This window comes from Psychrobacter sp. 1Y1 (assembly GCF_051847395.2).
In the GTDB taxonomy this organism is placed as follows: domain Bacteria; phylum Pseudomonadota; class Gammaproteobacteria; order Pseudomonadales; family Moraxellaceae; genus Psychrobacter.
Map to the genome: position 1 here is coordinate 1,250,321 of NZ_JBPYDF020000001.1, position 24,811 is coordinate 1,275,131.

20 protein-coding genes are annotated in these 24,811 nt (G+C 42.5%); 6 read left to right on the top strand and 14 right to left on the bottom strand.

Annotation, left to right across the window (positions count from 1 at the left end; all coding sequences use genetic code 11):
- The first annotated feature begins 90 nt into the window (after positions 1-90).
- Both ACS8FA_RS19305 and ACS8FA_RS19310 read left to right on the top strand, forming a co-directional pair.
- A complete protein-coding gene (locus ACS8FA_RS19305) occupies positions 91-522 on the top strand; it encodes an HIT domain-containing protein (protein ID WP_057759208.1) in 432 nt (143 codons plus the stop codon).
- 311 nt (positions 523-833) lie between these two features.
- On the top strand, positions 834-2,255 hold the full coding sequence (locus ACS8FA_RS19310) for an adenylate/guanylate cyclase domain-containing protein (RefSeq protein ID WP_439267262.1): 1,422 nt from the start codon (positions 834-836) through the stop codon (positions 2,253-2,255).
- 97 nt (positions 2,256-2,352) lie between these two features.
- Here ACS8FA_RS19310 and fdx read toward each other — a convergent pair whose 3' ends face one another.
- From fdx to ACS8FA_RS19350, 8 genes are all read right to left on the bottom strand, one after another.
- Positions 2,353-2,691, bottom strand: coding sequence for an ISC system 2Fe-2S type ferredoxin (gene fdx, locus ACS8FA_RS19315; protein ID WP_101206134.1), 339 nt, complete (start codon positions 2,689-2,691; stop codon positions 2,353-2,355).
- An 86-nt stretch (positions 2,692-2,777) separates the two neighbouring features.
- Positions 2,778-4,658 (bottom strand): Fe-S protein assembly chaperone HscA, encoded by a 1,881-nt coding sequence (gene hscA / locus ACS8FA_RS19320; protein WP_439267259.1) that lies wholly within the window; start codon positions 4,656-4,658, stop codon positions 2,778-2,780.
- 209 nt (positions 4,659-4,867) lie between these two features.
- Entirely contained in the window at positions 4,868-5,449 is a 582-nt protein-coding gene (gene hscB / locus ACS8FA_RS19325) for a Fe-S protein assembly co-chaperone HscB (RefSeq protein WP_424509894.1), read from the bottom strand.
- A 174-nt stretch (positions 5,450-5,623) separates the two neighbouring features.
- Positions 5,624-5,944 carry an iron-sulfur cluster assembly protein IscA gene (gene iscA / locus ACS8FA_RS19330; RefSeq protein WP_021814983.1) on the bottom strand — a complete coding sequence of 107 codons (321 nt, stop codon included), beginning with the start codon at positions 5,942-5,944 and terminating at the stop codon, positions 5,624-5,626.
- A gap of 226 nt (positions 5,945-6,170) precedes the next feature.
- The gene (gene iscU / locus ACS8FA_RS19335) at positions 6,171-6,581 is read right to left on the bottom strand and encodes a Fe-S cluster assembly scaffold IscU (RefSeq protein ID WP_057759218.1); all 411 of its coding nucleotides are present in this window, start codon (positions 6,579-6,581) and stop codon (positions 6,171-6,173) included.
- A 156-nt stretch (positions 6,582-6,737) separates the two neighbouring features.
- On the bottom strand, positions 6,738-7,964 hold the full coding sequence (locus ACS8FA_RS19340) for an IscS subfamily cysteine desulfurase (RefSeq protein ID WP_057759220.1): 1,227 nt from the start codon (positions 7,962-7,964) through the stop codon (positions 6,738-6,740).
- Positions 7,961-8,470, bottom strand: a complete 510-nt coding sequence (locus ACS8FA_RS19345; protein ID WP_165597994.1) for an Rrf2 family transcriptional regulator — start codon at positions 8,468-8,470, stop codon at positions 7,961-7,963. Before ACS8FA_RS19345 ends, ACS8FA_RS19340 begins: the two co-directional genes overlap by 4 nt.
- Before the next feature lie 393 nt (positions 8,471-8,863).
- Entirely contained in the window at positions 8,864-9,508 is a 645-nt protein-coding gene (locus tag ACS8FA_RS19350; protein WP_439267255.1) for a hypothetical protein, read from the bottom strand.
- A 524-nt stretch (positions 9,509-10,032) separates the two neighbouring features.
- Here ACS8FA_RS19350 and ACS8FA_RS19355 point away from each other — a divergent pair.
- Both ACS8FA_RS19355 and ACS8FA_RS19360 read left to right on the top strand, forming a co-directional pair.
- Positions 10,033-10,305 (top strand): HU family DNA-binding protein, encoded by a 273-nt coding sequence (locus ACS8FA_RS19355; RefSeq protein ID WP_045445077.1) that lies wholly within the window; start codon positions 10,033-10,035, stop codon positions 10,303-10,305.
- Positions 10,306-10,656: 351 nt separating this feature from the next.
- The gene (locus ACS8FA_RS19360) at positions 10,657-12,531 is read left to right on the top strand and encodes a SurA N-terminal domain-containing protein (protein WP_439267253.1); all 1,875 of its coding nucleotides are present in this window, start codon (positions 10,657-10,659) and stop codon (positions 12,529-12,531) included.
- 179 nt (positions 12,532-12,710) lie between these two features.
- Here ACS8FA_RS19360 and purH read toward each other — a convergent pair whose 3' ends face one another.
- The 6 genes from purH to mrcB form a co-directional block, all read right to left on the bottom strand.
- Positions 12,711-14,291, bottom strand: coding sequence for a bifunctional phosphoribosylaminoimidazolecarboxamide formyltransferase/IMP cyclohydrolase (gene purH / locus ACS8FA_RS19365; RefSeq protein WP_439267251.1), 1,581 nt, complete (start codon positions 14,289-14,291; stop codon positions 12,711-12,713).
- A gap of 149 nt (positions 14,292-14,440) precedes the next feature.
- Complete coding sequence (gene fis, locus ACS8FA_RS19370) at positions 14,441-14,803, bottom strand: DNA-binding transcriptional regulator Fis (protein ID WP_269117553.1); 363 nt, start codon at positions 14,801-14,803, stop codon at positions 14,441-14,443.
- 178 nt (positions 14,804-14,981) lie between these two features.
- Complete coding sequence (locus ACS8FA_RS19375) at positions 14,982-16,238, bottom strand: MJ0042-type zinc finger domain-containing protein (protein WP_439267250.1); 1,257 nt, start codon at positions 16,236-16,238, stop codon at positions 14,982-14,984.
- 172 nt (positions 16,239-16,410) lie between these two features.
- Complete coding sequence (gene prmA, locus ACS8FA_RS19380) at positions 16,411-17,337, bottom strand: 50S ribosomal protein L11 methyltransferase (RefSeq protein WP_102090395.1); 927 nt, start codon at positions 17,335-17,337, stop codon at positions 16,411-16,413.
- Positions 17,338-17,472: 135 nt separating this feature from the next.
- On the bottom strand, positions 17,473-18,285 hold the full coding sequence (locus ACS8FA_RS19385) for a tetratricopeptide repeat protein (RefSeq protein WP_439267248.1): 813 nt from the start codon (positions 18,283-18,285) through the stop codon (positions 17,473-17,475).
- Between the two features lie 63 nt (positions 18,286-18,348).
- Positions 18,349-20,853 carry a penicillin-binding protein 1B gene (gene mrcB / locus ACS8FA_RS19390; RefSeq protein ID WP_439267246.1) on the bottom strand — a complete coding sequence of 835 codons (2,505 nt, stop codon included), beginning with the start codon at positions 20,851-20,853 and terminating at the stop codon, positions 18,349-18,351.
- Between the two features lie 437 nt (positions 20,854-21,290).
- Here mrcB and ACS8FA_RS19395 point away from each other — a divergent pair, with 437 nt between their 5' ends.
- Both ACS8FA_RS19395 and ACS8FA_RS19400 read left to right on the top strand, forming a co-directional pair.
- On the top strand, positions 21,291-24,089 hold the full coding sequence (locus tag ACS8FA_RS19395) for a heavy metal translocating P-type ATPase (protein WP_439267244.1): 2,799 nt from the start codon (positions 21,291-21,293) through the stop codon (positions 24,087-24,089).
- Between the two features lie 63 nt (positions 24,090-24,152).
- Positions 24,153-24,809: an IS1595 family transposase gene (locus tag ACS8FA_RS19400; RefSeq protein WP_045455674.1), complete on the top strand. Its 657-nt coding sequence runs from the start codon at positions 24,153-24,155 to the stop codon at positions 24,807-24,809.
- Positions 24,810-24,811: the final 2 nt, after the last annotated feature.

Genomic DNA, 24,811 nt, shown 5'->3' on the forward strand with positions numbered 1-24,811 from the left:
TTTTATCAACCCGATAACTGATAAAATAGCCAAACTAACTTTTTAACCCTCTGTATTTTATTTGCATTAAACAACAAGAGAACCGTCATTATGTTCCAACTTCATCATAAACTTGCTGCTGATAGTTTTTTAGTGGGGGATTTTCCATTATCCACTTGTCGTTTAATCAATGACTGCCAATTTCCTTGGCTGATATTGGTGCCACGTGTATCTGGCATCAAAGAGTTATATGAGCTGTCTGAGGCAGATCAAACACAGTTTTTACGAGAGTCGAGCTGGTTGTCGAGCCAGTTAGCCAAAACCTTTCAAGCTGATAAAATGAATGTAGCCGCTCTTGGTAATCAAGTACCACAACTTCATTTTCATCATATTGTCCGTTATCAAAATGACATGCAATGGCCAAACCCAGTATGGGGTGTGCCAGCTGTGCCATATACCAAAGAAGTGTTGGCGCAAATGCAGCAGACATTGATGATGGCGCTACGTGGTCATCACCAAATGCCGTTTGATTGGCAAATGTAATTATCAATCTATTTTGCCTTCAATAAGAATAGATTGAACCTTAATTTTATATGTAAAAAGAGAGGCCAGATACTTAAATATATCTGGCCTCTCTTTTTATTTAAATGTGGATAAAAACTGTAAAACAGTGAATAAACTAGACAAAAGGTCGCCTTATAGTCATCAGTAACCTTGTTTAAACTTATTTCAAAAGTATAATATATTATTAAATATATCTTATGATAAATCGTCATAAGGACAAATAACGTACATATGTTAGTGTAGTATGCCTTTGTCTCTCAGATAGCTCACCTTATTTAAGTGAATCTCATATGACCTTCTCAGAGACATTCAAACCAAAGTCGCCGCTGAAAGATGCTAGAGTTTGTCGTTTCGATTATCCAGAAGTGTTCGTGTTGATACTGACGGTTGTTTTGCGTGCTATATACTACGACTTCCGTTCTATCTCAATGGCACTATTGGTTATTATTACATTGCCAAGCCTCATGATTCTGATATACAACTACCGACGCCAGACCAGCTTTTGGACGTCTAATATCGTTATTATTCTATTATCGGTTGTCATTGGCTCGCTACAATGCTGTACGGTCATATCAATCAGTTTGGCTGCTTTGATTGGTGTACGTATCATTCTTAGCCGACCTGAGAATCACCTCAGACTGTTATCTGTATCTGTTGTGACTATCATTGTGTTTTTCTACGTTAGCACAGTCTTAAATGCAGACAGTATGGACTTTGATGAAGGCTTATTACCATTGATAGTAATGGTGGCAAGTCTAGGCGTTATTTTATACCAGTTCAGGCGTATCTATCAGCAACATATTACTTTTAAAGCACGTGCCCATCAGGCTAGTGGACGCCTGAACACAATGGTATCGGTAATCAATAAGCTTACCCGTTTTGTACCACCACAAATTTGGGAGCCTATTGTCAAATCGGATAGCCCTGTTAGGGTTTCTAATAAACGTGCAAAAATAACTATCATGTTTTCGGATATCGTCGGCTTTACCGAACTGTCTGATAGTCTAAGCTCTGACAACTTGTCAGACATTCTCAATACTTATATGCATTGCATGACGTCAATCGCTGATAAGCATGGTGCAGTGCTTGATAAGTTTATTGGTGATGGCATGGTATGTTTCTTTGGTGAACCGAATAGCCGCGGCTCGCGTCAAGATGCACTAGATTGTGTGGCGATGGCAATTGATATGCGCCGAGAAATGCGCACCTTACGCCAGAAATGGCGGTTGATGGGGTTTGAAGGCTTATATATACGTATTGGTATCACCACTGGCTACTGCCACGTTGGTAATTTTGGTAGTAATAGTCGATTAAGCTATACCATCATTGGCAAAGAAGCCAACCTAGCTTCTAGGCTTGAGTCCTGTGCGGGCAAAGATCAAATATTGGTCAGTGAAAGCACTTACGATTATATTTGCCATAACTATGAATGCGAACACGTTGCCGCATTTTGTTTGAAGGGTATTGATGAAAAGGTCGATGCATGGCAAGTATTTGACCCTAGTGCCAGTACAGGTCATCTGTCTAAATGGGTCGACCACACATTGCCCGGTTTTAATTTGCACTTAAACTTTAAAGATATGAAAGACAATGATTATCAAGATATTAGAGCTCGTTTAAATTTTGCACTGGAACGCATCGAGCAAGAGGAAGAAAAAGTAGTGAAGGACATAGCAGCAGAAAGTAAGCGTGAGGATGCTAATCGCAAATAAGCGTTTCAAGTTTGATATCTCAAAAGCATATATAGAAAAAGGCCAGCTATCAAATAGCTGGCCTTTTTTAATCTTAACTAGAAAGTATCATCAGTGTTTAATGATTTTCTTTAGCATGATTGAGGGTATATTTAGGAACTTCGATGGTCAAGTCTTCATCATCAAGCATGACCTGACAAGATAAACGTGAATCAGGCTCTAGTCCCCAAGCACGATCAAGTAGATCAGCTTCGATATCATCCATCTCATCCAAACTGTTGAAACCCTTACGTACTACAACATGGCATGTAGTACAAGCTTTCGACATCTCACAGGCATGCTCGATTTTAATGCCTTTTTCTAGTAGTGCTTTGCATAAGTTTTCACCAGCTTGCAACTCAACTTCTGCGCCTTCAGGGCAGATTTCGTGATGGGGTAGTACGGTAACTTTTGGCATAAATTATCTGTCCGATGCTAATCAATTTAAAAAATATTAGAAATTAGCTTAACGTGTTAGCTAAGCTATATATGTCGATGTATTTATTACCAGTCTTTGGCACTAGTACCTGCCATACTGGTCTTGACGCTTTGATTCATAATACGTGCAGCAAAGGCATCACTATGCGGCTTAAGCTGAGCTTGTTGTGCTTCAATAAGCGCTAAGTCATCAGTGCTAAGAGAGTTACGTAGCGCTTGTATATGCTCTGCTAGTGACTGTTGCTCTTCAGCAGAAAGCAACGCCGCAAATTCGTTAAGTGCCGACTCTAGGGCAAGTACTTCACGTTCCGCTTCTACTTTGGTCTCAATTAAAGAACGCGCGTTTTTGTCTTCTTCTGCGTGCTTAAACCCTGCAACAAGCAACTGTTCTTTTTGCTCATCTGATAGACCATAAGAAGGTACAATCTCGATTTTGCTTTCTGTTTTGGTCGTAGTTTCTTGCGCACTGACAGTAAGCTGACCATTAGCGTCGATGCTAAAGGTAACTTCGATACGAGCAAATCCAGCTTTCATTGGCGGGATACCATACAGCTCAAAACGTCCCAGAGAACGACAGTTTTCTACCGTTTCACGCTCACCTTGCACCACGTGAATCACCATGCCTGTTTGACCATCTTGATACGTGGTAAACACTTGACGTTTCTTCACAGGGATAGGCGTGTTGCGTGGGATAAGTACTTCAACCAAACCGCCCATGGTCTCAAGACCTAATGATAATGGCGTCACGTCCAATAACAACAAATTATTGTCACTATCACCATTAACCAATTGATGAGCAGTCTGAGCAGCACCTAAAGCAACCACCTCATCTGGATTCAGACGGCAAAGTGGCTGCTTAGCAAAAAATTCAGTCACAACTTGCTGTACTGCAGGCATACGAGTCGAGCCGCCCACTAAGATAACTTCGTCTAGATCTGTAGTAGACAGCTTGGCATCGCGTAGGACTTGTTCGCACACACTTAGCGTACGGCGACTAACAGGCTCTACGATAGTTAGCACATCTGTACGGCTTAATACGCCTTGATAAGACTGACCATTGACAACCACATTGATGTCCACTTGTTCAGCATCAGTCAATGCTTGTTTATAAGCTTTGGCTTGTTGAGCTAGTATTGATTTGTCATGCAGGCTTACGTCTTTTGGATCGATATTTAATAGTTTAATAATCCAATTGGTAATAAGACGATCGATATCATCGCCGCCCAATGCACTATTACCACCAGTTGCCAACACTTCAAAGACACCATCGGTAAGTTTTAAGATAGAGACGTCAAAAGTACCACCGCCCAAATCATAGATTAAGTAATAGCTTTCTTTTTTACTGTCTTCTGATGATTGGTCCAGGCCATAAGCGACTGCCGCCGCTGTTGGTTCATTCAACAAGCGAAGTACGTTGATACCCGCTGCTTGAGCGGCGTCTTTGGTTGCTTGGCGCTGTGCTTCATCAAAATAAGCGGGAACCGTAATTACGGCACCTTCAATACTATCTGCAGGTAAAGCACTCGCTGCACGTTGCTCAAGAGCGGCTAATATACGCGCCGATACTGCAACAGGAGAAACCTCACCTTGAGCAGTTACAAAGGCGGGCATATCGTCTTTGTTACCAGACAACTCATAAGGATGAGAGAATTTGATATCAGCTTGACTACGACCCATAAAACGCTTAGCCGAGACGATCGTATTTTTTGGATCATCCGCTAGATGGGCTAGGGCATCATAGCCAACCAATGGCGTACCAGTAGCTGGATAATAGACAACAGACGGTAATAATGTATCTGTCGCTGCGCCTGCCTCTAAGACTTGTGCCTTACCTGAACGCACCACAGCAACCAACGAGCGTGTAGTACCAAGGTCGATGCCCAAGCCAAATTTATGTTGGTGAGGTTGAGCGCTTTGATTGGGTTCAGCAATTTGCATTAAAGACATAAGGATAACTCAGAGATAAAATGAATAAGTGAAATGGAGCAAATATAGCATATGTAGTACGAGAGCTTAACGTCAGTAATCTCACTCCATGGAATACGGATTCTGACAGTTTGATGCGCTTAGACTCAAAGATTATACGGTAACACGTTCACCATTTTAACCAAATATACAGAATTTAGCGTATTAGTGAGAGCCATAACTACAGATGTTTAAACGTATAAGTCATCGTCATCTGAATGTGATGAATTTGCAACATCATCAAGCCCAGTCGTCACATCAGCATTTAGCTTAACTAAAAATTTTAGCTTCTGTGTCGCATCAATCGCTGTCTGCCAATCTTGATTTTGATAAGCATTATTGAAGCGTTCAGATTGATTTGCTAGGCGCTCTGTAATTTGAGGTTGTAATTGCTGCAAGGCTACAAGATCTTTGTCTTCGATAGCATCATCTAGATCCATACGCATCTGCATCGCATCTTCCAAAAAATCTAAATCTGCGATTGAGTGCTCTATGTTTTGTGCTTGATCTGCCATATCTAGTAAATAACCGGCACGGCTATCAGGAGCGCTTAGCGTTTGATACGCTTGATTGATTAAAGCCGACGCTTTTTCAGACTGCAACTGTGCTTGAACCATATCGGTCTGATTTTTGGCAACATTATCAGGATGATAGCGTTTCTGCAGCAAGCGCAAACGTTGCTCTAGACTGCTTTGATTAATTTCAAATTGTACAGGCTGCTCAAATAGGGCAAAGAAGTTATCAAACTGTGGTTCTGAAGTAATATCTGTCATAATCTGATGCCTTACTTTTTTATTTATTTTTGAGGTCATGACCTAGCTAAGAATACTGAATCGCTTGGGTACTTAATTACATTAACCTTTCTTCATAGCGATAGTAGAGATACTGCACTATTCTTATGAAAGTTTATTGAAGCATAAATATATCGGTTTTCAGCCATTGAACCATTAAACTGTAAACGATTCACCGCAACCACATTCACCTTTTTGGTTAGGGTTGGTAAATTTAAAGCCTTCGTTTAGACCTTCTTTTTCATAATCCATCAACAAGCCGTCTAAATATACTAGGCTTTTAGGATCAATAAAGATGCTAACGCCGCGACTTTCATAACGCGTGTCGTTTTCATCAGGGGTATCTACAAACTCTAAAACGTAAGCCAAGCCTGAGCAACCCGCCGTACGGATACCAACTCGAATGCCTTCGCCTTTGCCGCGATTGTCCAAAAAGTCTCGAACATGCTGAGCGGCGCGTTCTGTCATTTCAATCATGCCAACTCCCATTGACTATTAATCATAAATATCAATAAAAAATCTAGATAAACTGACAACCAGAATTACAAGATTGCCAAAAGTGTAGGCTTACGACTATTAGAAAACAAAAGGTGACAATTACATAAGTGTCATTGTCACCTCTTTAGCGTCAGTAGCGATTACACATTGCTACTTTAGCGTTGCTAGTACAACGTAGCGCATACGCTAGCAGGTTTAGCCTAGCTTAGATCGCAGCTTCTTCTGCTGGAGCGGCTACGCCATGCTTACCTTTATAGTCGCTAATAGCGGCTTTAATAGCGTCTTCTGCAAGTACAGAGCAATGCACTTTTACTGGTGGTAATGCTAGCTCTTGAGCGATATCGTTGTTTTTGATTTCGCCAGCTTGATCCAAGCTTTTGCCTTTTAGCCACTCAGTAACAAGTGAGCTTGAAGCAATCGCTGAACCGCAGCCATAAGTCTTGAAACGTGCATCTTCGATAATACCATTATCGTCGACTTGGATTTGTAGACGCATTACATCGCCACATGCTGGGGCACCGACCATACCGGTACCAACGTTTTTGGCGTTTTTGTCAAGATTACCAACGTTGCGTGGGTTTTCGTAATGATCAATAACTTGGTCACTATAGGCCATGGGGTTTTCTCCTAGTTAGATGATGAGTAGTCGTTTATCAACTTTAAGTGTCTAACTACTCATCGATAATTGGGGTCAAACGCTTAATTTAATTGTCTGATCAATCGTTTAATAAATATATATATTGCTAGCTATACTAAAAAGCTATATTAGAAATTAATGCTCAGCCCATTCGACTGAGTTTAAATCAACACCTTCTTGGTACATATCCCAAAGTGGTGATAGGGCACGTAATTTATCAACGGCTTCATGCATCTGTTTGATAACAGTATCGATGTCTTCGTCAGTAGTATAACGGCCAAAGCTGAAACGGATTGAGCTATGTGCCAATTCATCTGGGCGACCGATTGCACGTAGTACATACGATGGCTCAAGCGTTGCTGACGTACAGGCTGAACCTGATGATACAGCTAAGTCTTTAAGTGACATCATCAATGACTCGCCTTCAACGAAGTTAAAGCTGATGTTTACGATGTTTGGTACGCTATTCTCAAGATCACCATTTAAGTAAATCTCTTCGATATCTTGTAGGCCATCCCAAAGCTTTTGACGCAATTTGGCTGCATGTGCATGGTCGGCTTCATAGCTTTCATTAGCTAAAGCAAATGCTGCACCTAGACCAACGATCTGATGCGTTGGTAGAGTACCTGAACGCATACCGCGCTCATGACCACCGCCATGTTGCTCAGCTTTCAAGCGGATACGTGGCTTACGACGAACAAACAATGCGCCGATACCTTTAGGGCCGTATGCTTTATGACCTGAGAAGCTCATCAAATCAATTTTCATTTCTTCAAGATTGATTTTTACTTTACCAACAGACTGTGCGCCATCAACATGGAAAACTACGCCAGCTTCGCGAGTGATTTCACCAATCGCTGCAACATCAGTAATAGTACCAAGCTCATTATTCACCATCATAAGTGATACTAGAATCGTATCATCACGTAGTGCTTCTTTTACTTGCTCTGGCAGGATAAGACCTGTGCTTGGCTGTGGCTCAAGATACGTAATCTCAAAACCTTCTTGCTCAAGCTCACGGCAGGTATCTAATACAGCTTTGTGCTCAATTTTACTGGTAATGATATGTTTGCCACGAGACTGATAAAAATGTGCCGCACCTTTAATGGCTAGGTTGTCAGACTCAGTCGCACCAGAAGTAAAGACGATTTCGCGTGGATCAGCGTTGATAACTTCAGCAACTTGACCGCGAGCAGTTTCTACTGCTTCTTCCGCTTGCCAGCCGTAACCATGTGAACGTGAAGCTGGGTTACCAAAGACACCATCTACAGTCAAATACTCGCTCATTTTAGCAGCTACTGATTTAGCAACTGGGGTAGTGGCGGCATAATCTAAGTATATAAGGTTGTTATGTTGGCTCATGCTGGGTTTGCCTCGCTGTTCGATAGAGTAATAGTATTAATGTCTTTTATGGAAATATCTTTTGTAGAGATGTGCTGACGCTCTGAGACTGACTGCACGTTTTCCATATCTAATAATTGCGCTAATGTTATATTTTTCAAGTACTGTTCGATATGATTCGACAGTGCACACCACAGATCGTGAGTTAGGCACATTGTACCACCTTGACAGTCACCGCGTCCTTCACACTGCATAGCGTTTACTGACTCATCAACCGCAGATATGATGCTCATCACATCTATCTCATTCAATGGTTTAGCTAGGTGGTAACCACCTGCAGCACCGCGAATACTCGTGACCAGGCCGCGTTTACGAAGTTTAGAAAATAACTGTTCAAGATACGAGATTGAAATCGATTGCCGTTTGGCGATATCGGATAATGATACAGCACTGTCTTGTTGGCTAGTCTGTAATGCCAAATCTAATAATGCGGTAACAGCGTATCTGCCCCGAGTAGTCAAACGCATGTGTTATCTCCAAACTTAATGTCATTTATGTTTAACAACGATCTTAGCCAAAAGTCTTAATAAGTACTCATAAAATAAAAAGAGCAACCAATAATACGTCAGCTAAGTTTTGTCTTATCGTTATTGAACAACAGATGATTAACCCGATGTGTGCAACGATTAAGGTAATTATACTTAATCCCGAGTAATTTAGTCAAGATTAAAGTGTGGTTCAATGGTTAATCAAGCTTATTGCTGTAATTGATAAAAACAATGATGTCTAGAAGAGATATATGAGTGAGATATAAGCAGCTTAATTTGTCTTCTATAGATATTTAACGAAGTAAAAAATAAGCGTTCAATATCTATAGAAGACATTGAACGCTTATTTATAAGTAATTCAGCGAACCAAAACTAATTCATCGATAGTGCGACGATTGAACCGATCATAATGACAAGCGCAACAACAGTGACAATCATCAACGTTTTTTGCTTGCTCTGAAGCTCTCTCACGGTTGTTTCAAGTTCACGGTTTTTAATGGTCAAGGTATTAATCTGTGTTTGCTGCTCTTTAATACGCAGTTTGTAGTTGTTCTTTTTTTCTTCCAAATCAGCTTCTGTAGGTTTGGTTTTGGCTTTACCACCCTTTATCTTTTTGATCAGACCTTGAATCAAGCTGCCAAGCCCAAGTTGCATAATAAACTGTTTGACCAGTTGTACTTGAATCGACTCACCGCGCATCTGTAGCTTTTCGGTGGTTTCGCTATCATGAGTCGTGATGGCGTTGATAACTTGAATGCTATAGGCGTTGATAACCACGTCAGGCTCACTACGACCGATCGGCAGTTGAGCATCTAGTAACACACCTTTGGTACTAAACGTGGCAAATACTTCTACATGCGGTAAATACAGGCGAAGCGCCACCACAGTACCTTGCTTGGCAAGCGGATAAGCGGCCTTGCGCAATTCAGGATCCAAACGTAACAATAATGTCAGCGCCGACTCGATAAATACTAAAATGATATTAAGAAAAGAGTGAGACAACGTAGAACGCTTCATGTAAGTAATCCGTTTTTTATTTAGCAAGTTTTAGATATTGAGCAAACAGAAGTCTGTATTTGCCCAAGACTTGCAGTGATATTTTGCTTATAGTAACGTCTTTATAATAAAAAGTAACGCTAGTTTCTGTAGTGGCTAAACTATTACATTACAATTTAGCCGTCAATAAAGACACTCTTATTTATGACCAGTAATATACAAACTTAATGTATAGCAATGCACAGACGGCAATTGACAAATCTGTCAAAGCGTAGAAAATAGGAAAGTCAATCGTCTCAGTTATGCAGAGCCACTTATATATAAATTCCTAACGCTTTGCGTAACATTAGGTGTCAAATACGTAGTGTAGAGCACAAAAATATGTAAAATCGCTTGCGCTCCTTATGCTGCCTTGATATAAAGACGATAACAAAGAAGAACCTGTTAATGCGCCAGTTAGGTAGTTTTTATTGCGTAAGCACCATGAGAGCGTTACAATACTTGGCGTGAGCATTTATTACCCCCTTAAACTTGAAGGAAATTTTATGAATAAGTCAGAATTAATTGATAGCATCGCAGACAAAAGTGGTCTAAATAAAACCCAAGCTGGTGATGCACTAAACGCTGTTATGGAAAGTGTTGGCGAAGCGCTAGAAGCTGGCGATAGCATTTCATTAGTTGGCTTTGGCACTTTCAGTGTAAAAGATCGCAAAGCACGTACTGGTCGTAACCCTAAGACTGGCGAAGAGCTAAGCATTCCAGCAAGCAAAGTACCAAGCTTCAAAGCTGGTAAAAACTTAAAAGAGCGCTTGAACTAAGCCGCCTTTTTAAGCATAAAATGATAGTCGATGGTCTATAGCTGAAGTAATGAGCTAGCCATCGAAGAGAGCACCTAATATTTAGGTGCTTTTTTTATCGCTATAGTTTGTATCATGCGTCGTGAATATTTTGAGTCTGCATGAAAAATCACGTATCATAGGGCGCGCGATAGGTGTGTCATTTAAGTCAGATTTCTTTAGTAAATTTTGTTTTTTACTATAAAATGCATACGCTCTTACTCTTACCATTGCGAGCTTAGATAGCACTGATATTGGCAGGTTGCACTCAATAGCTCCTAACAGTATTACAATGGTTTTTCATCAATATAGGTTAATAAAGCAGAGATAACTATGGATAAATTGCGCGATTTCTTAAAAAGCTGGCCAGGTCGCATTTTATTGATTTTATGCCTATCGCCGCTCGCTCTCTTGGGTGTCGAAAGCTATTTTGGCGGCAACGTCGATCCCAACCAGATTGCGCAGGTAGGTGAGGCAAGCGTAGGACTGTCCGAGTATCAAACTGCTGTTAATAGCCGTCGTTCTGAAGTACTAGAGCAAGTTGAAGATGCCAGCCTATTGAATGAAGATGTGCTTCATGAGCAAGTGTTAAAGGGTCTAATCGACCGTACGTTGTTAGAGCAGCAAGCAGGCAAGCTTGGTATGACAGTGTCTGACGACACGATCAATCGTCTGCTGCGTCAAGAAGAAATATTCCAAGATGCAGAGGGTAACTTTTCAAACGATCAGTTCTCAAACTTCTTGCGTCAGCGCGGCATGACCAAAAACCAGCTATTTGCAGAATTTCGCAATCAGTTAAGCTTGGATCAACTAAATGCCAGTATCGTTGGTACGGCCGTTTATCCTATGCAAGCGGTCAGTCAATTGATTGACTTGCAACTTGAGTCGCGCAACGTTTGGGTACATCGCTTTAATTGGCAAGACTATGCTGACAAAGTTAAGCTCAGCAAAACAGACATTCAGTCTTACTATGATGCTAACAAAGACACATTGAAAAGTGCAGCGATGGTTGACTTGGCCTATATCCAGCTCAGCCCGCAAACTATCAAGGTTGATGAAGTAACCGCAGAAGAGTTGCAGCAGCAGTATGAAGCATATAAGCAGAACATTTCGGCTACTGATGAGCGTAAAGTTAGTCAGATTCTGTTTACTGGTAAAGATGCTAAGACACGAGCCGATAAAGTGAAAGCCCGTCTGAATAAAGGTGAAGCGTTTGCTGCGCTTGCTAAAGCAGAGTCGGACGATCCATCAGGTGAAACAGGTGGTGATATCGGACGTTTTAATCCGTCAGTGTTTGGCAGTGATGCAGATACTGTGCAAGAGGCACTAGAAGGGTTGAGCGTTGGTGATGTGACTGCGCCTATCAAGACTAGCTTTGGTTATCAGATATTTACGGTCACTGAAGACAATGGCAAAAAAATTCCAAGTCTAGACAGTATGCGTGATGAGCTGACTGCAAAAGCAAAAGAGTATAAACGTCAGGAAATCTATGCTGATAAAGTAACGTCAATCAATGATTTGGCAGCAGATGGTTTCAGTATCGAAGATATTGCACAGCAAGAAAACGTCAGTCTAAAGCGTATCAAAGATTATCGTAAAGTTAATAATAAGTCTGCATTGCCGCAACCAGCTGTGGTTAAGCAGGCCTTTGATGAGTTTACTATTCAAGATCAGGCGGTAACGGCAGGCGTAGAAGTTGGCAACGGTACCGTATGGTTACAGCCAAGCAATTATCGTCCTACTAAGACGCTTGCTCTAGCAAATGCAACTCCAAGAATCACTCAAATACTCCGTCAGCAGAAAGCGACAGCATTAGCTTTAAAAGATGCTAAAGCATTGGCTGCTGGTATCAAGACGCCAGCTGATATAAGTAAGCAGTCGGTTAGTTTCCAAGCACTGGGTGAGATTAACCGTCAAACGACGCAGCTAACGGACAAAGAGCGTGGATTGGCCTTTAGCCAGCAAGCCGCTGATAATGGCGTCGTCGCGATTGCTAGTGAGACTGAGATGGGTGCAACGCTACTGGTTGGAGACCGTATTAAAACTGAGCAGCAGTCACCACTGTCTGATATGCAACGAGCGCAAACAGCCAGTATCATTCGTGACAATTTAGGCCAAGACCAGTTGCAAGACTATTTGGACTATCTACGTATGGTGTATACGGTTGAGATTAATGAAAGCAACATGGCAAACGCACAAGGCCGCTAAGTATTTGCTAGTTTATTATTTTTAGATATTAAAAAAGCCACTGTATCGATTGATGCAGTGGCTTTTTTTGGGTGATGCTTTAACGATAATTATCACAAATACTATATAGACTGGGATTAGTCGCAATAACAAATACAATTGCTGTGACTAATCCCAGTCTTAAATCAATAGATAATTATTTAATGGCGGAAATGGCGCATGCCCGTGAATACCATCGCGATACCATGCTCATTAGCAGCAGCAATGGTCTCGTCATCACGCATAGAGCCACCTGGCTGAATGATAGCAGAGATACCTACTTCAGCAGCATTGTCGATGCCATCACGGAAAGGGAAGAACGCATCTGATGCCATAACAGCACCTTCAGTTGCTAGTCCAGCATGCTCTGCTTTGATAGCAGCAATTCGTGCTGAGTTAACGCGGCTCATTTGGCCTGCGCCAACACCGATAGTACGTTGGCCTTTTGCATAGACAATGGCATTAGATTTAACGTATTTTGCTACGTTCCAGCTGAACAGTAGATCTGCCACTTGCGCTTCAGTTGGTTGTACATCAGTGACGATTTTTAAGTCGTTAGCAGTGATTAAACCAAGGTCTTGCTCTTGTACCAGTAAACCACCGTTAACGCGCTTGTAGTCAAGTTGGATATCACGCTTATCTGGTGCTGGTAGCTCGCCGCATACCAATACGCGTACGTTTTTCTTAGTAGCTGTCGCTTCAAGCACACCGTCTTCGATACTAGGTGCAATGATTACTTCTACGAACTGATTGTCGATAATGGCTTTTGCCGCAGCAAGCGTCAACGGACGGTTGAATGCGATGATACCACCAAAAGACGATTCAGGATCGGTGCTAAAAGCAGTACGATAAGCCGCTACTTGGTCATTATCAACCGCGACACCGCAAGGGTTGGCATGCTTAACGATAACGCAAGCAGGCGCGCTGAAAGCTTTAACGCACTCAAGCGCAGCATCGGTATCAGCGATGTTGTTATAAGACAATGCTTTGCCTTGTAACTGCTTAGCCGTTGCGATTGAAGCTTGTTTGCTTTTTAAAGGCTGGTTTTCAGTATAGAAAACCGCGTTTTGATGCGGGTTTTCGCCATAGCGTAGGTCTTGTGCTTTTTCAAGCTGCACATTAAATGTACGAGGGAAGTTTTCTGGTTCTTGAGTTTCGTTGACACGGCTACCTAAGAAGTTTGCAATCATACCGTCGTACTGTGCCGTATGCTCAAACGCCTTTACTGCCAAATCATAACGTAAAGCAGTCGTCAGTTCAGTGCTACCATCTAAGGCGTTAAGTACACGGTCATAATCAGCTGGATCAGTGACGATACCCACATGAGCGTGGTTTTTCGCCGCTGAACGTACCATGGTAGGGCCACCAATATCGATATTTTCGATAGCATCGTTCATAGTCACGTCAGCACGTGCAATCGTCTCAGCAAACGGATATAAGTTCACGACGACTAAGTCGATACGTTCGATTGCATGATCACTCATAACTGCATCATCTGTACCACGGCGTCCTAGAATGCCACCGTGAATCTTAGGATGCAGCGTTTTAACACGACCATCCATCATTTCAGGAAAGCCTGTGTAATCTGATACTTCAGTCACGTCGACATTGTTTTCTGTGAGCAGACGATAAGTACCGCCAGTAGATAATAAACCAAAACCTGCTTTGAGAAGGCCTTGAGCAAACTCGACGATATTAGACTTATCGGAGACCGATAATAGGGCAAGTGGGGTTGTACTCATAAGAAATTTTCCATAAAAAAAGCCTGACGTAAACGTCTGGCAAGGTGATGATGACAACGGTATGCCGTATCATGATAGATAAAGCGAGAAACATTTGATTGCCATACATAATGATAGTCAATGATGATGGGTAAGCTCATATAACAATGCTACATTAAATCATAGGTCTTCATTTTTTTGCGCAAAGTGCCTCGATTTAGGCCTAATATCTGAGCACATTTGGTTTGGTTGCCTCTTGTTTTTTCTAGGACGACAGATAAGAGAGGCTCTTCGACTTGCTTCAAAATCAATTCATATAAATCAGTGGGCATCTCATCTCCTAGCATCGCAAAGTACTGACGCACCACACGCTCTACATGAACTCGTAGAGGTTGCTGCGCACTACTTGTATAGTTTTGATTAGCAAAATCAAAGCCGTGCGTAGGTGGTTGGTATTCGTCTTTATTATAATCGGCAGGGTGCTCAGAGCTTTTAGCAAAATGATTGGCATTATGCTGTGCATGAGGTGCCATAAAATAATATCCTTGAGATGAAGAAAAATTCTGATTGTGAGGGGTCAGAACTATAGTATATCAAATTAATATCGCCTAGCGCTGATAGATTCATCGTTATCTTGGCTATCACGGTTTAATTGAAAATGAATTTACGGTGTATTTTCTACTCACGCTTATTTATATATGACATCCTAATTTAATAAAGAGCGGTCATAGTAATGTCGCGGATCTGCGCATTAGCCACAGGGATAGTAAACAATAGCTGTCTATCTGTATTGGCAGCTAACTGACTTTGCTTGCCTAATAAATAATCGTTTGGATCCGCAATGGACTCTCCAATAAGCCCGTCTTTACCATAAACACTTATTTTTACATTTGGGTATAATTGTGCCTGCGGGCTGCCATTACTTAGAGTAGCGCCTATATCGCTAAATGTACCAGCAGTTTTAATCTGACTGCTTCTATGAAAGGTATTGCTGATGGTAAGCGCTGATAAATCTGCACTGGGTAAGCTGCAGGCAGCGACAGAGCATATCGATTGGAGACGCTGAGCATAAGCTGGGTTTTTGACTAAATTTTCTAAGTTAAAAATAACATACTGTGCCGCGAGTAGCAGTGCTAGGACCAAACAACCTAGTACCCATAACAATGATGCAATTGAACGTGTCGTTTGGGTTGGTGCAAACGGTAACTGGGTTTTTCTTAAACGATCGTCGGCAGCAGGGTCTTCATCTTTAACGGGTACTCCCATATCAGATAGAAGCTGTGATAAGTCTGTGTCATCTGGCGGTGTTTCTTCGTCTTGATTTTGTTCTTCTAATAGTTTTTGTAGCCATGAATTGTTATCACTACTCTCAACATTGGCATGAATATCATTGGCCGCTGCCGAGCTGAGCATGTTCTGTGTTGATGCTGATATTGTACTAGTAGATGGTTTCTTTGTTGATGGATTAGAGGTTTTGATAGTTTCTTTAGAAGAGGGCGCTTTTGGTTTTTCTGTGGTTGCTGCGCTAGGACTGGTATTACTGGCTTGGGTTAACCATGCATCCATATTATCTAAAGAGTCATACTCTTGAACGTCTTCTTCTGGCTCGTCTATATCCATATCGTCATAAATTAAGTCGTCATGAATCAAAGTATCAGATGATTTTTTCTTACTGATTGAAGATGTAGGGCGATTTGGCACATTTTGAGGTTTATGCTGATTACTATTAGTAGACGTTTTTTGCTCGTTCGAAATTGGTTGAGTTTGAGCTTTTTGTTGAGCAGGAATATTTTTTTGTGGTGTTGGTTTTTGAATGACCTCAGAATTTACCACAAGATGTTTATTGACCAAAAAACTTTGCTGGCACCGATCACAGCTGATGGTAGCATTGACTTGATTTAGTTGAGTTTGTTTAACGCTATAGCAAGCTTGGCAATGGGGGCATTGGGTTTTTATTGGCGTGGTCATAGAGGCGAATCCAAAAAAGTATGGTTATCAATACCGCTTAGCCACTCACCAATAGCTGCCCACAATACGCATTTTACTTATTTAATTTCGATGAATTGTAGGCAAAGACAGAGTGGCGTCAAACACATAACATTTGACTGCCCTCTATCGTAACAGATGTAATTAAATGTTGCTAGCTAGTAAATGTACCTGATAAACGTTGCCAATGCTGGTCTTCTTGCGCAGTAAAAGCATGCTTAGGATCGAGTGCAAAATATGGCTGATAAGCTTCAGTGACTTGCTCGGTTTGCGACTCAATCAAACCTGCCAATACGATACGGCCCTTTGGCGCAATGAGTGTTGCAAAGTAAGGTGCTAAACCAATAAGCGGCTTCGCTAAAATATTAGCAACGATCACTTCTACAGGCAGAACGTCATGCTGCGAGCAATACTCTGTAAATTCTTCTGGCAAAAATGCCTGTAAACGATCGCCTACATTATTGCGTACCGCATTCTGATTGGTAGCAAGTACCGCCTGTGGGTCAATATCGACTGCATATACTTGACGTGCACCCAATAGCAAAGCAGCAATCCCTAGAATGCCTGAACCACAACCATAATCGATAACCACTTTGTCTGTTAGGTCTTGCTCTGTTAGCCAGTCTAGGCACAGGCGAGTCGTAGCATGATAGCCAGTACCAAATGCCAAACCTGGATCCATAATGATATTGGTAGCTTCAGGGTTAGGCGGCGTTAGCCAGTCAGGCACAATCCATAAGTCATTAGCACATTCGATAGGATGATAGTTGCTCATCCACTCGCGCTCCCAATCCTTATCATCAACAGCCGTTAACCAAATACGAGTAGCCTGTACTTGTGCAGCGATTTCATGACTTAATTGCTCAACCGCTTGACGACTACCAGCATCAGTAGTCGCATCAAATAGTCCTGTTAGTATCACCTCATCCCACAGCGGTGATTCACCTGGAAGTGGCTCAAACAGAGGTTGATCGCCAGCATCGTCTAAAGCTATTGATAATGCGCCTGCTTCTAACAAAAGCGCTTCAGCCAAGTCGACGTTTGATTTTTCGCATTGTAAATGCAGTTGTTGCCATGCCATAAAGATAACCTTAAGCGGAAATAAAAATAAGTGTAGGTGTTAGGGGGCTGCCCTAGATAAGTCTACATACAATGAAATGTATGATGTATATAGAGGTTTTAACTAATAAATCTAAGAGGTACAAATACTCGGTTATTAGCGCAATGCTTGTTTTGCTTCATTGACCACGCGTGAGTTACCCTGAGCTTGTCCTGATTGCAATATAACTTGCCATAGTGCTCGTCTACGATTGCTATCTTGAGAGACACTAAGACCACGACGTGCCATCGCTTCTGCCTTACGAGGTTGGTTCTTTTTTAATGCTACTTGTGCCAAATAGAAGTATACCGCCGATGACTTGGGCGCTAGACGCTGCGCACGGGTAAAGCTGTTCTCGGCATTGGTTAGATTGCCCGCTTTCAATTGACTGATGCCTACTTGCATCAAATTGCGAAACGCAGGCAGATTACTATTGTTGCTGGCAGATTGTTGAGTACGTTGCTGCGAGTTTCTTCTAGCGTGCTCAAGTAACTCATTATGCGACGGTACCGATGGCTCAGAGATTATATAGTCGTTACGAGAAGGCGCAATGATAACAGGATCAGGCTGCATCACTTCTGGAGCGGGAGGTGTAAATACAGGTGTCTCTTGCGTTAATGGATTTGGTGTTTCGGACTGTTCAACTGCATTGTAAGGCTCGGTTGGATAGTTGCTTTGATTGTTTGCTTCCGTGACAGGCGCTTGAGCAGTTGTCGTTGATGGCACGGTCGGTTGTGACGCTGGTAATGTTTGAACAGGCGTGGTTTGCACTGTGGGCGATGTGCTAGGGGCCGTCTGACAAGCACTTAGACTTAGCATGCCAACGATCGCGCTGCCTGCAAGTAATGTATTGTTTGACGTGATTTTATTACGCCATAGCAGCATTGTTTGTTTTACTGAAGTAGTTGTCCGTAAAGATGACACCATCATGTTAAAACCTTTTTTAAATATTAAAAGCTAAATATCAAAAACACTATTAAAGCCATTCAACAGCTAGAACCATTCAACAGCGCGGTCATACCAAGTATCAGCACGGTCTTCATCACCTTCACTTTGCTCGCTGCTACCTGCTGCACCCTCAGATTCAACAGCTTCGCCATTTGGAATCTCTAAACCTTCACGGCGACGTTGTTGATTGATATCACCTTGCTGGTTCTGAAACTGTGTCTGTTCACGAGCGCGATCTTGCTGGTACAGGTTTAGCGCACAACTGCTAGCTTCTTCTGGTAAATGAGCTGACATTACTGGTAAGTAGCGAGCGTTGGCACAGCGTTCATTAGACAGTTTGCCTGAGTTGTTTTCTAACCATAACCACTCGATACCTTCTGGCTCTGGTAGAGCAACCGGAGTCAGTTTTAGGCGTTTCATATAATCTACCCAAACTGGTAAGGCGCCAGTACCACCACTCAAACCAATCGGTTTATTATCATCACGACCAACCCAAACGACACTTACATAATTGCCACTATAGCCTGCAAACCAAGCGTCACGGTAGTCATTTGTCGTCCCCGTTTTTCCGGCTAGGTTTAAATTGCTGCCGAGTGATTGCGCACGTCTGGCCGTACCATTTGAGACGACTTGCTGTAATGCATAGTTGGTCAAAAAGTTGGTTTCAGGTGGAATACTGCGCTGAGTGTTAAGCCCAGTACGCTGTAAAATACGGCCGCGATCATCAATGACCGTACGGATACTATGAATAGGCGTACGGAAGCCACCAGTGGCAAAGACTTGGTAAATACCAAGCATATCCATCGGACTCAAATTAACTGAGCCTAACAATGCTGATGGGTAAGGTGGAATTTTTTCTTTGATACCCATGCGCTGTAATTGCTTAGCAAAGGTATTAACGCCGAACTCCATACCTAAGCGTACTGCCGCTTGGTTATAGGATTGAGACAGTGCCGTGGTAAATGGAACATAACCATGATCACGATTGTCGTAGTTTTTAGGGTTCCAGTCAGTACCGTCGTTTAGATTGACCGTAATAGGGGAGTCATCTACTGAACTGGCCAAGTTATAACGACCGCTCTCAAGCGCAGTCATATAAATGATAGGCTTCAGCAACGAGCCAACTTGGCGTTTGGCATCGACCGCGCGGTTAAACCCTGTAAATTCACTACCACTACCTACGACAGATACTAGCTCGCCAGTCTCAGGATTGGCACTCACTAACGCGCCTTGTAAATCCTTAGTTTTGCTACTATTACGGCGCAGTTCACCAAGTTTTCTATCAACGGCTTTATCTGCGGCCAATTGAGCGATAGGGTCTAGAGTACTGATAATAATCAGACCTTCGTTTTTGAGGTCGTCAGAATAGTAAACGGTATTTAGTTCACGTTTGACAATATCTAAGAAATCAGGGAACTGGCTTTTGCCTTCAGCAGGCTTATCCACGATGCCAAGCGGTTGCTTTAAGGCTTTGTCGTAGTCTTCTTGGCTCAGTGTGCCCATTGTCAGCATGTTATTAAGTACCACATCGCGGCGTGCTTTTGAGTCATTTGGATTGCGACGTGGGTTATAAATACTTGGACCTTTTGCCATACCAACCAGCATTGCTTGCTGATCTAAGCGCAGCTCATTAAGTGGTTTGTCAAAATAAAACTGTGAAGCCAAACCAAAACCATTGATAGAGCGGTTGCCATTTTGACCCAGATAAATCTCATTCAAATAGGTCTGTAGAATTTCATCTTTGCTGTAATGCAGCTCAAGCAGCACGGCCATCAATGCTTCGTTGGCTTTGCGTTTGATAGTGCGATCTGAATTGAGATAGAAGTTTTTAATCAACTGTTGGGTGATGGTCGAGCCACCTTGTCTGGCACCACCAGTAAAGTTATTTATTACGGCACGGGCGATACCACGTACTGATACCCCTTTATGCTCATAAAACGCGCGATCTTCGGTAGCGATAAGGGCATCAATTAACGGCTGAGGCACTTCGTCCAAAGACACAACCATCCGATCTTCATTACTGTCGGGATAGATACCACCGATATTGACAGGCTCTAGACGAATGATGCCGCTCTTAGCCGGCAGAGTACTCTGGATAGATTCTACTTTATTACCAGAAATCGTCATTTTGATGACTTGCTCGGCATCTTTATCATTAGCACTATACGTAAAGCCGCGCGTGTGAATAAAGTAAGTATTGCCTGTCCGATGATAGGTACCCGTGCGATCATAAGCTTTGTTGCTTTGATAGTTAAGCAACTCTAGCCATGTCTTCATCGTATCTCTATCGACATTGGCGCCTTGATACAGCTCAAGCGGCTGAGAATACACTTTGGCTGGAATGTCCCAGCGCTTGCCCTCAAACTTATGAGTAATGGTGCGATCAAGTTTGATCAAATATAGCGCCAACAGCACCATGCCTGCGATGATGGTAATTAATAGCAGACTACTAAAGACCAAGCCGCGCTGCTGCGAGGGTAGCGTATGCATAGCAGACTTAGATGACGCTGATAACTTGGTATTTGGTAACTTGTAATTAGGTTTTTGCACGGATGTCGCACCATTTTTGGATAAAAAACTGCCTCATAATGACGCAAATTGACAAATTTTTCAATCTATCATCGTCAACGCAGGCATTTATTGGTCGTAGACCATGAGCGATGGTACTGCTCATAGCGATGGCTTATAGTATAATCCCTATTAAAATACCGATACTTGTAATAAAGCGTCAGTCACTTTCAATCTGGTAGATAACCGCCATATAAGATAACAATTTACGATTGTCCTCACGATGTATTTTGTATGAATTCGCTGTTGCTAATTGTTTGCTATTAGCCGTCCGTTATCAATATTATGCTACTAGCGGTAGTGATATTTATGTGATTAAAAACGGCTCTATTGCATGACGTACAGTACAGTCAATACGAGCAAGTTTGCTTTAAATGAATGCATTTTAAGCAAGCCTGTCAAAGGAAGTAAGCGCGACTATGTCTAGTATCCCATCATCAGTATCATCTGCTACCAATCATTCTTATGAAGACACTTCTATCATCGAAGGATTAGTGCTTCCGCTGGCTGATCACTGTTTTCACTGTGGTGACCCTGTACCTCAGCCACCGTTTTATGCTGAGATATTAGGTCAGTCACGAGAGATGTGTTGTATGGGCTGTCAGTTAGCTGCCCAAAGCATAGTAGAGGCTGGTCTTGAGCAATATTATCTTGACCGTTCAGAGATTAACCGTACGGCAAGTTTGCCAACTCAGCTGACGCGTCTCGAGGTCTACGATCATGACGAGATAAAATCGCAATTCGTTTACGCGCAAGATGGCATGTCAGTAGCAGAGCTGTCTGTTAATAACTTACGCTGTGCTGCCTGTACTTGGCTGATTGAGTCGCGCCTCGATGAGCTAGAGGGTATTGGTAAATGTCAGGTAAATTTGACCAACCAACGTATGCGGGTCATTTGGGATGAAAACAAATTACCCATCAGTCGTATTTTAGCGGTCATCAACGAAATCGGCTACGAAGCCAAGCCTTATCGCCAAGATACACACGAAGCCATGCTGGCACGTCATAACAATCAAATGCTATTGCGTCTCGGCATCGCTGCACTAGGTTCGATGCAAGCGATGATGTATGCCGTTGCGCTTTATTTTGGTGAGTATAGCGACATGTTGATATTCCAGCGTGACTTTTTGCGTTGGGTGTCTTTATTTGTGAGTACGCCTGTATTTTTCTATGCTGGCATTCCTTTCTTCACCTCTGCATGGTCAGCAATTCGTGCGCGCCAAGTCAATATGGATGTGCCCGTCAGTCTTGCATTGATTATCACTTTCTTTGCCAGTCTCTACGCTACCATCACTGGGCAAGGGGAGACGTATTATGACTCGGTCAGCATGTTTATTTTCTTTTTGTTGGCAGGGCGTTATATCGAGCATAACGCACGTCTAAAAGCTGCGACTATGGCTAATGATTTGGTCGTAGTTGAGCCGGTATTAGTACAAAAAGTCGCTGAAGACAAATCAGCAGCTGAGCATATTTTACAGCAGCTGAAAGAAAATACGTCTCAACAAGATGAAGCTATCGAAGATAATGCTCAAAAGGGTTCGAGTGTAGCGGCTGAAGTTATGCCTGACTTTATGCAGCGTATGGACGCCAATGTTCATCAGCTCACATCACGTATCGCTCAAGACTGGCAGCAGGCACGCAACAAACAGAATGCGCAATCACAAGCAGAAGACGATGTAGAGTTAAAGAAAATGGTCACCGCTCATAGTTTACAGGTGGGTGACATCATTTTAGTTGAAGCGGGCTCTGAGATTATCAGTGACGGCATCTTGCTAAGTTCTACTGCAACGGTGTCACAAAGTCTACTGACTGGCGAAGGTGATTTAATCATCAAGTCTCAAGGTGATTATATTGTTGGCGGTGCGCAAAACGATAGCCAGCCGTTTGAGATGCTAGTCACAGCATTGCCAAAAGATAGCCAGATAGGCTTAATTGATCGATTGATGAATCGCGCCATGAGCGAAAAACCCAAATTGGCGCAGCAAGCAGATAAGCTAGCACGTTGGTTTGTCGCGCGCATTTTGGTTTTATCCGTCTTGGTATTTGTCGGCTGGTATATCGTCGATCCAAGCCAAGCGATTTGGGCAACCGTGGCAGTCTTGGTGGCTACTTGTCCTTGTGCTCTGTCGTTAGCGACGCCGATTGCCTTGACCGTCTCAACCAATCGTCTGGCAAGCTATGGTTTTTTGACGACGCGTGGACATACCTTACAAACGCTGGCTGAAATCACGCATGTTGCTTTTGACAAGACGGGCACGCTGACTTATGGTAAGCCAAATTTATTAAATATTGAGTTAATCACACCAAAAAGCCAGACCGAAACTGACGATTTATCATTAACAGCGCAAAAAGATACGCTGTTGGCCATTGCAGCTGCACTAGAAGTAGGAAGTCGTCATCCAATTGCTCACGCGTTACTGACGGCAGCCTATCAGTTACACCTGCCATCGACGCAAGCCGTACAGCATTATCCAGCAGGCGGGGTGAAAGCGATGATTGATGGCACTGTATATCGAATCGGTCATAAAGACTTTGCGTTAGACAGAACAGATAATAGCGCCAATGATATAGATGCAAACGATGATTTAACCATCGATCTAGTAGCTCAGCGAGCCAGCTCAGCAGTAGTATTGTCTTATCAAAATACTGACAGCAAAAAATGGCAGGCGCTGGCATGTTTTTATTTCAATGACAAGGTACGTGATAGTGCGCAGTCGATGCTCGATACGCTCAAAGAACTAGGTATCGAGTCTGTTATGTTGACAGGTGATCCAAGCCCGCAAGCGCTAGTCATGGCTGAGAGTTTAGGTATGCAAGCAGCATACAACGGACTATCACCGACTGATAAGGTCAATCATATTCAGCAGCTGCAAGCCAACGGTGCCGTGGTATTGATGGTAGGTGATGGTATCAACGATGCACCAGTATTAGCAGCGGCAGATGTGTCGACTTCGATTGCAGGTGCGGCAGACTTAGCACAAGTATCTAGTGATAGTATTATCTTAAATGGACAAATCGAAGCTATCACTGCGGCTAAACGTATCTCTGATAAGACGGAACGTATTATCAAGCAAAATTTCCGCTGGGCGCTCGCTTATAATAGTATCGTCCTGATACCAGCGGCTTTAGGCTATGTGCCACCATGGCTCGCTGCGATTGGTATGTCGCTCAGTTCGCTATTTGTCGTGTTAAATGCATTGCGTCTAAAACGTGCTTAGTCTCTTTAAAAAGTACTTAATTTAAGGGGCTGTAGTAGATAAGCACTATGCTAGACTACTTTTATGAAGATAACCCGTTGTAAACTAAGTAAAAAAGCACAGCGAAGGCTGTTAGAGTTTTTTACGGCTGAAGTGACTGCTAGAACAGCCGCAGATTTGCTTGATATTCAGCCTAATACTGCTGCACTTTTTTATCATAAAATAAGACTTGTGATAGATTACCATCTCTCATTAGAAGCTGATGAGCTTTTTGATGGTGAGGTCGAATTAGATGAAAGTTACTTTGGCGGTGTACGCAAAGGCAAAAGAGGTCGCGGGGCTGCTGGTAAAACCGCTGTATTTGGTATTCTAAAACGAAACGGTAAGGTTTATACCATTGTCGTAGCAGACACCAAACAGACTACCCTAATGCCTGTTATTAAGCGTAAAATCAAGCCTGACAGCTTTGTTTATACGGATAGCTATCGAAGTTACAATGCATTAGATGTGAGTGAGTTTAAACATTTCAGAGTCAATCACTCTATAGAGTTCATTTGCGGTAAGAACAATCACATCAATGGCATTGAGAACTTCTGGAATCAGTCCAAACGAACACTCAGAAAGTATAATGGGATTAATAAGAAGAACTTCCATTTGTTTTTAAAAGAGTGCGAGTTTAGATTCAACTATGGCTCACCATCTAATCAGCTGAAAACCTTGAGAAAATGGTGTGATATTTAATC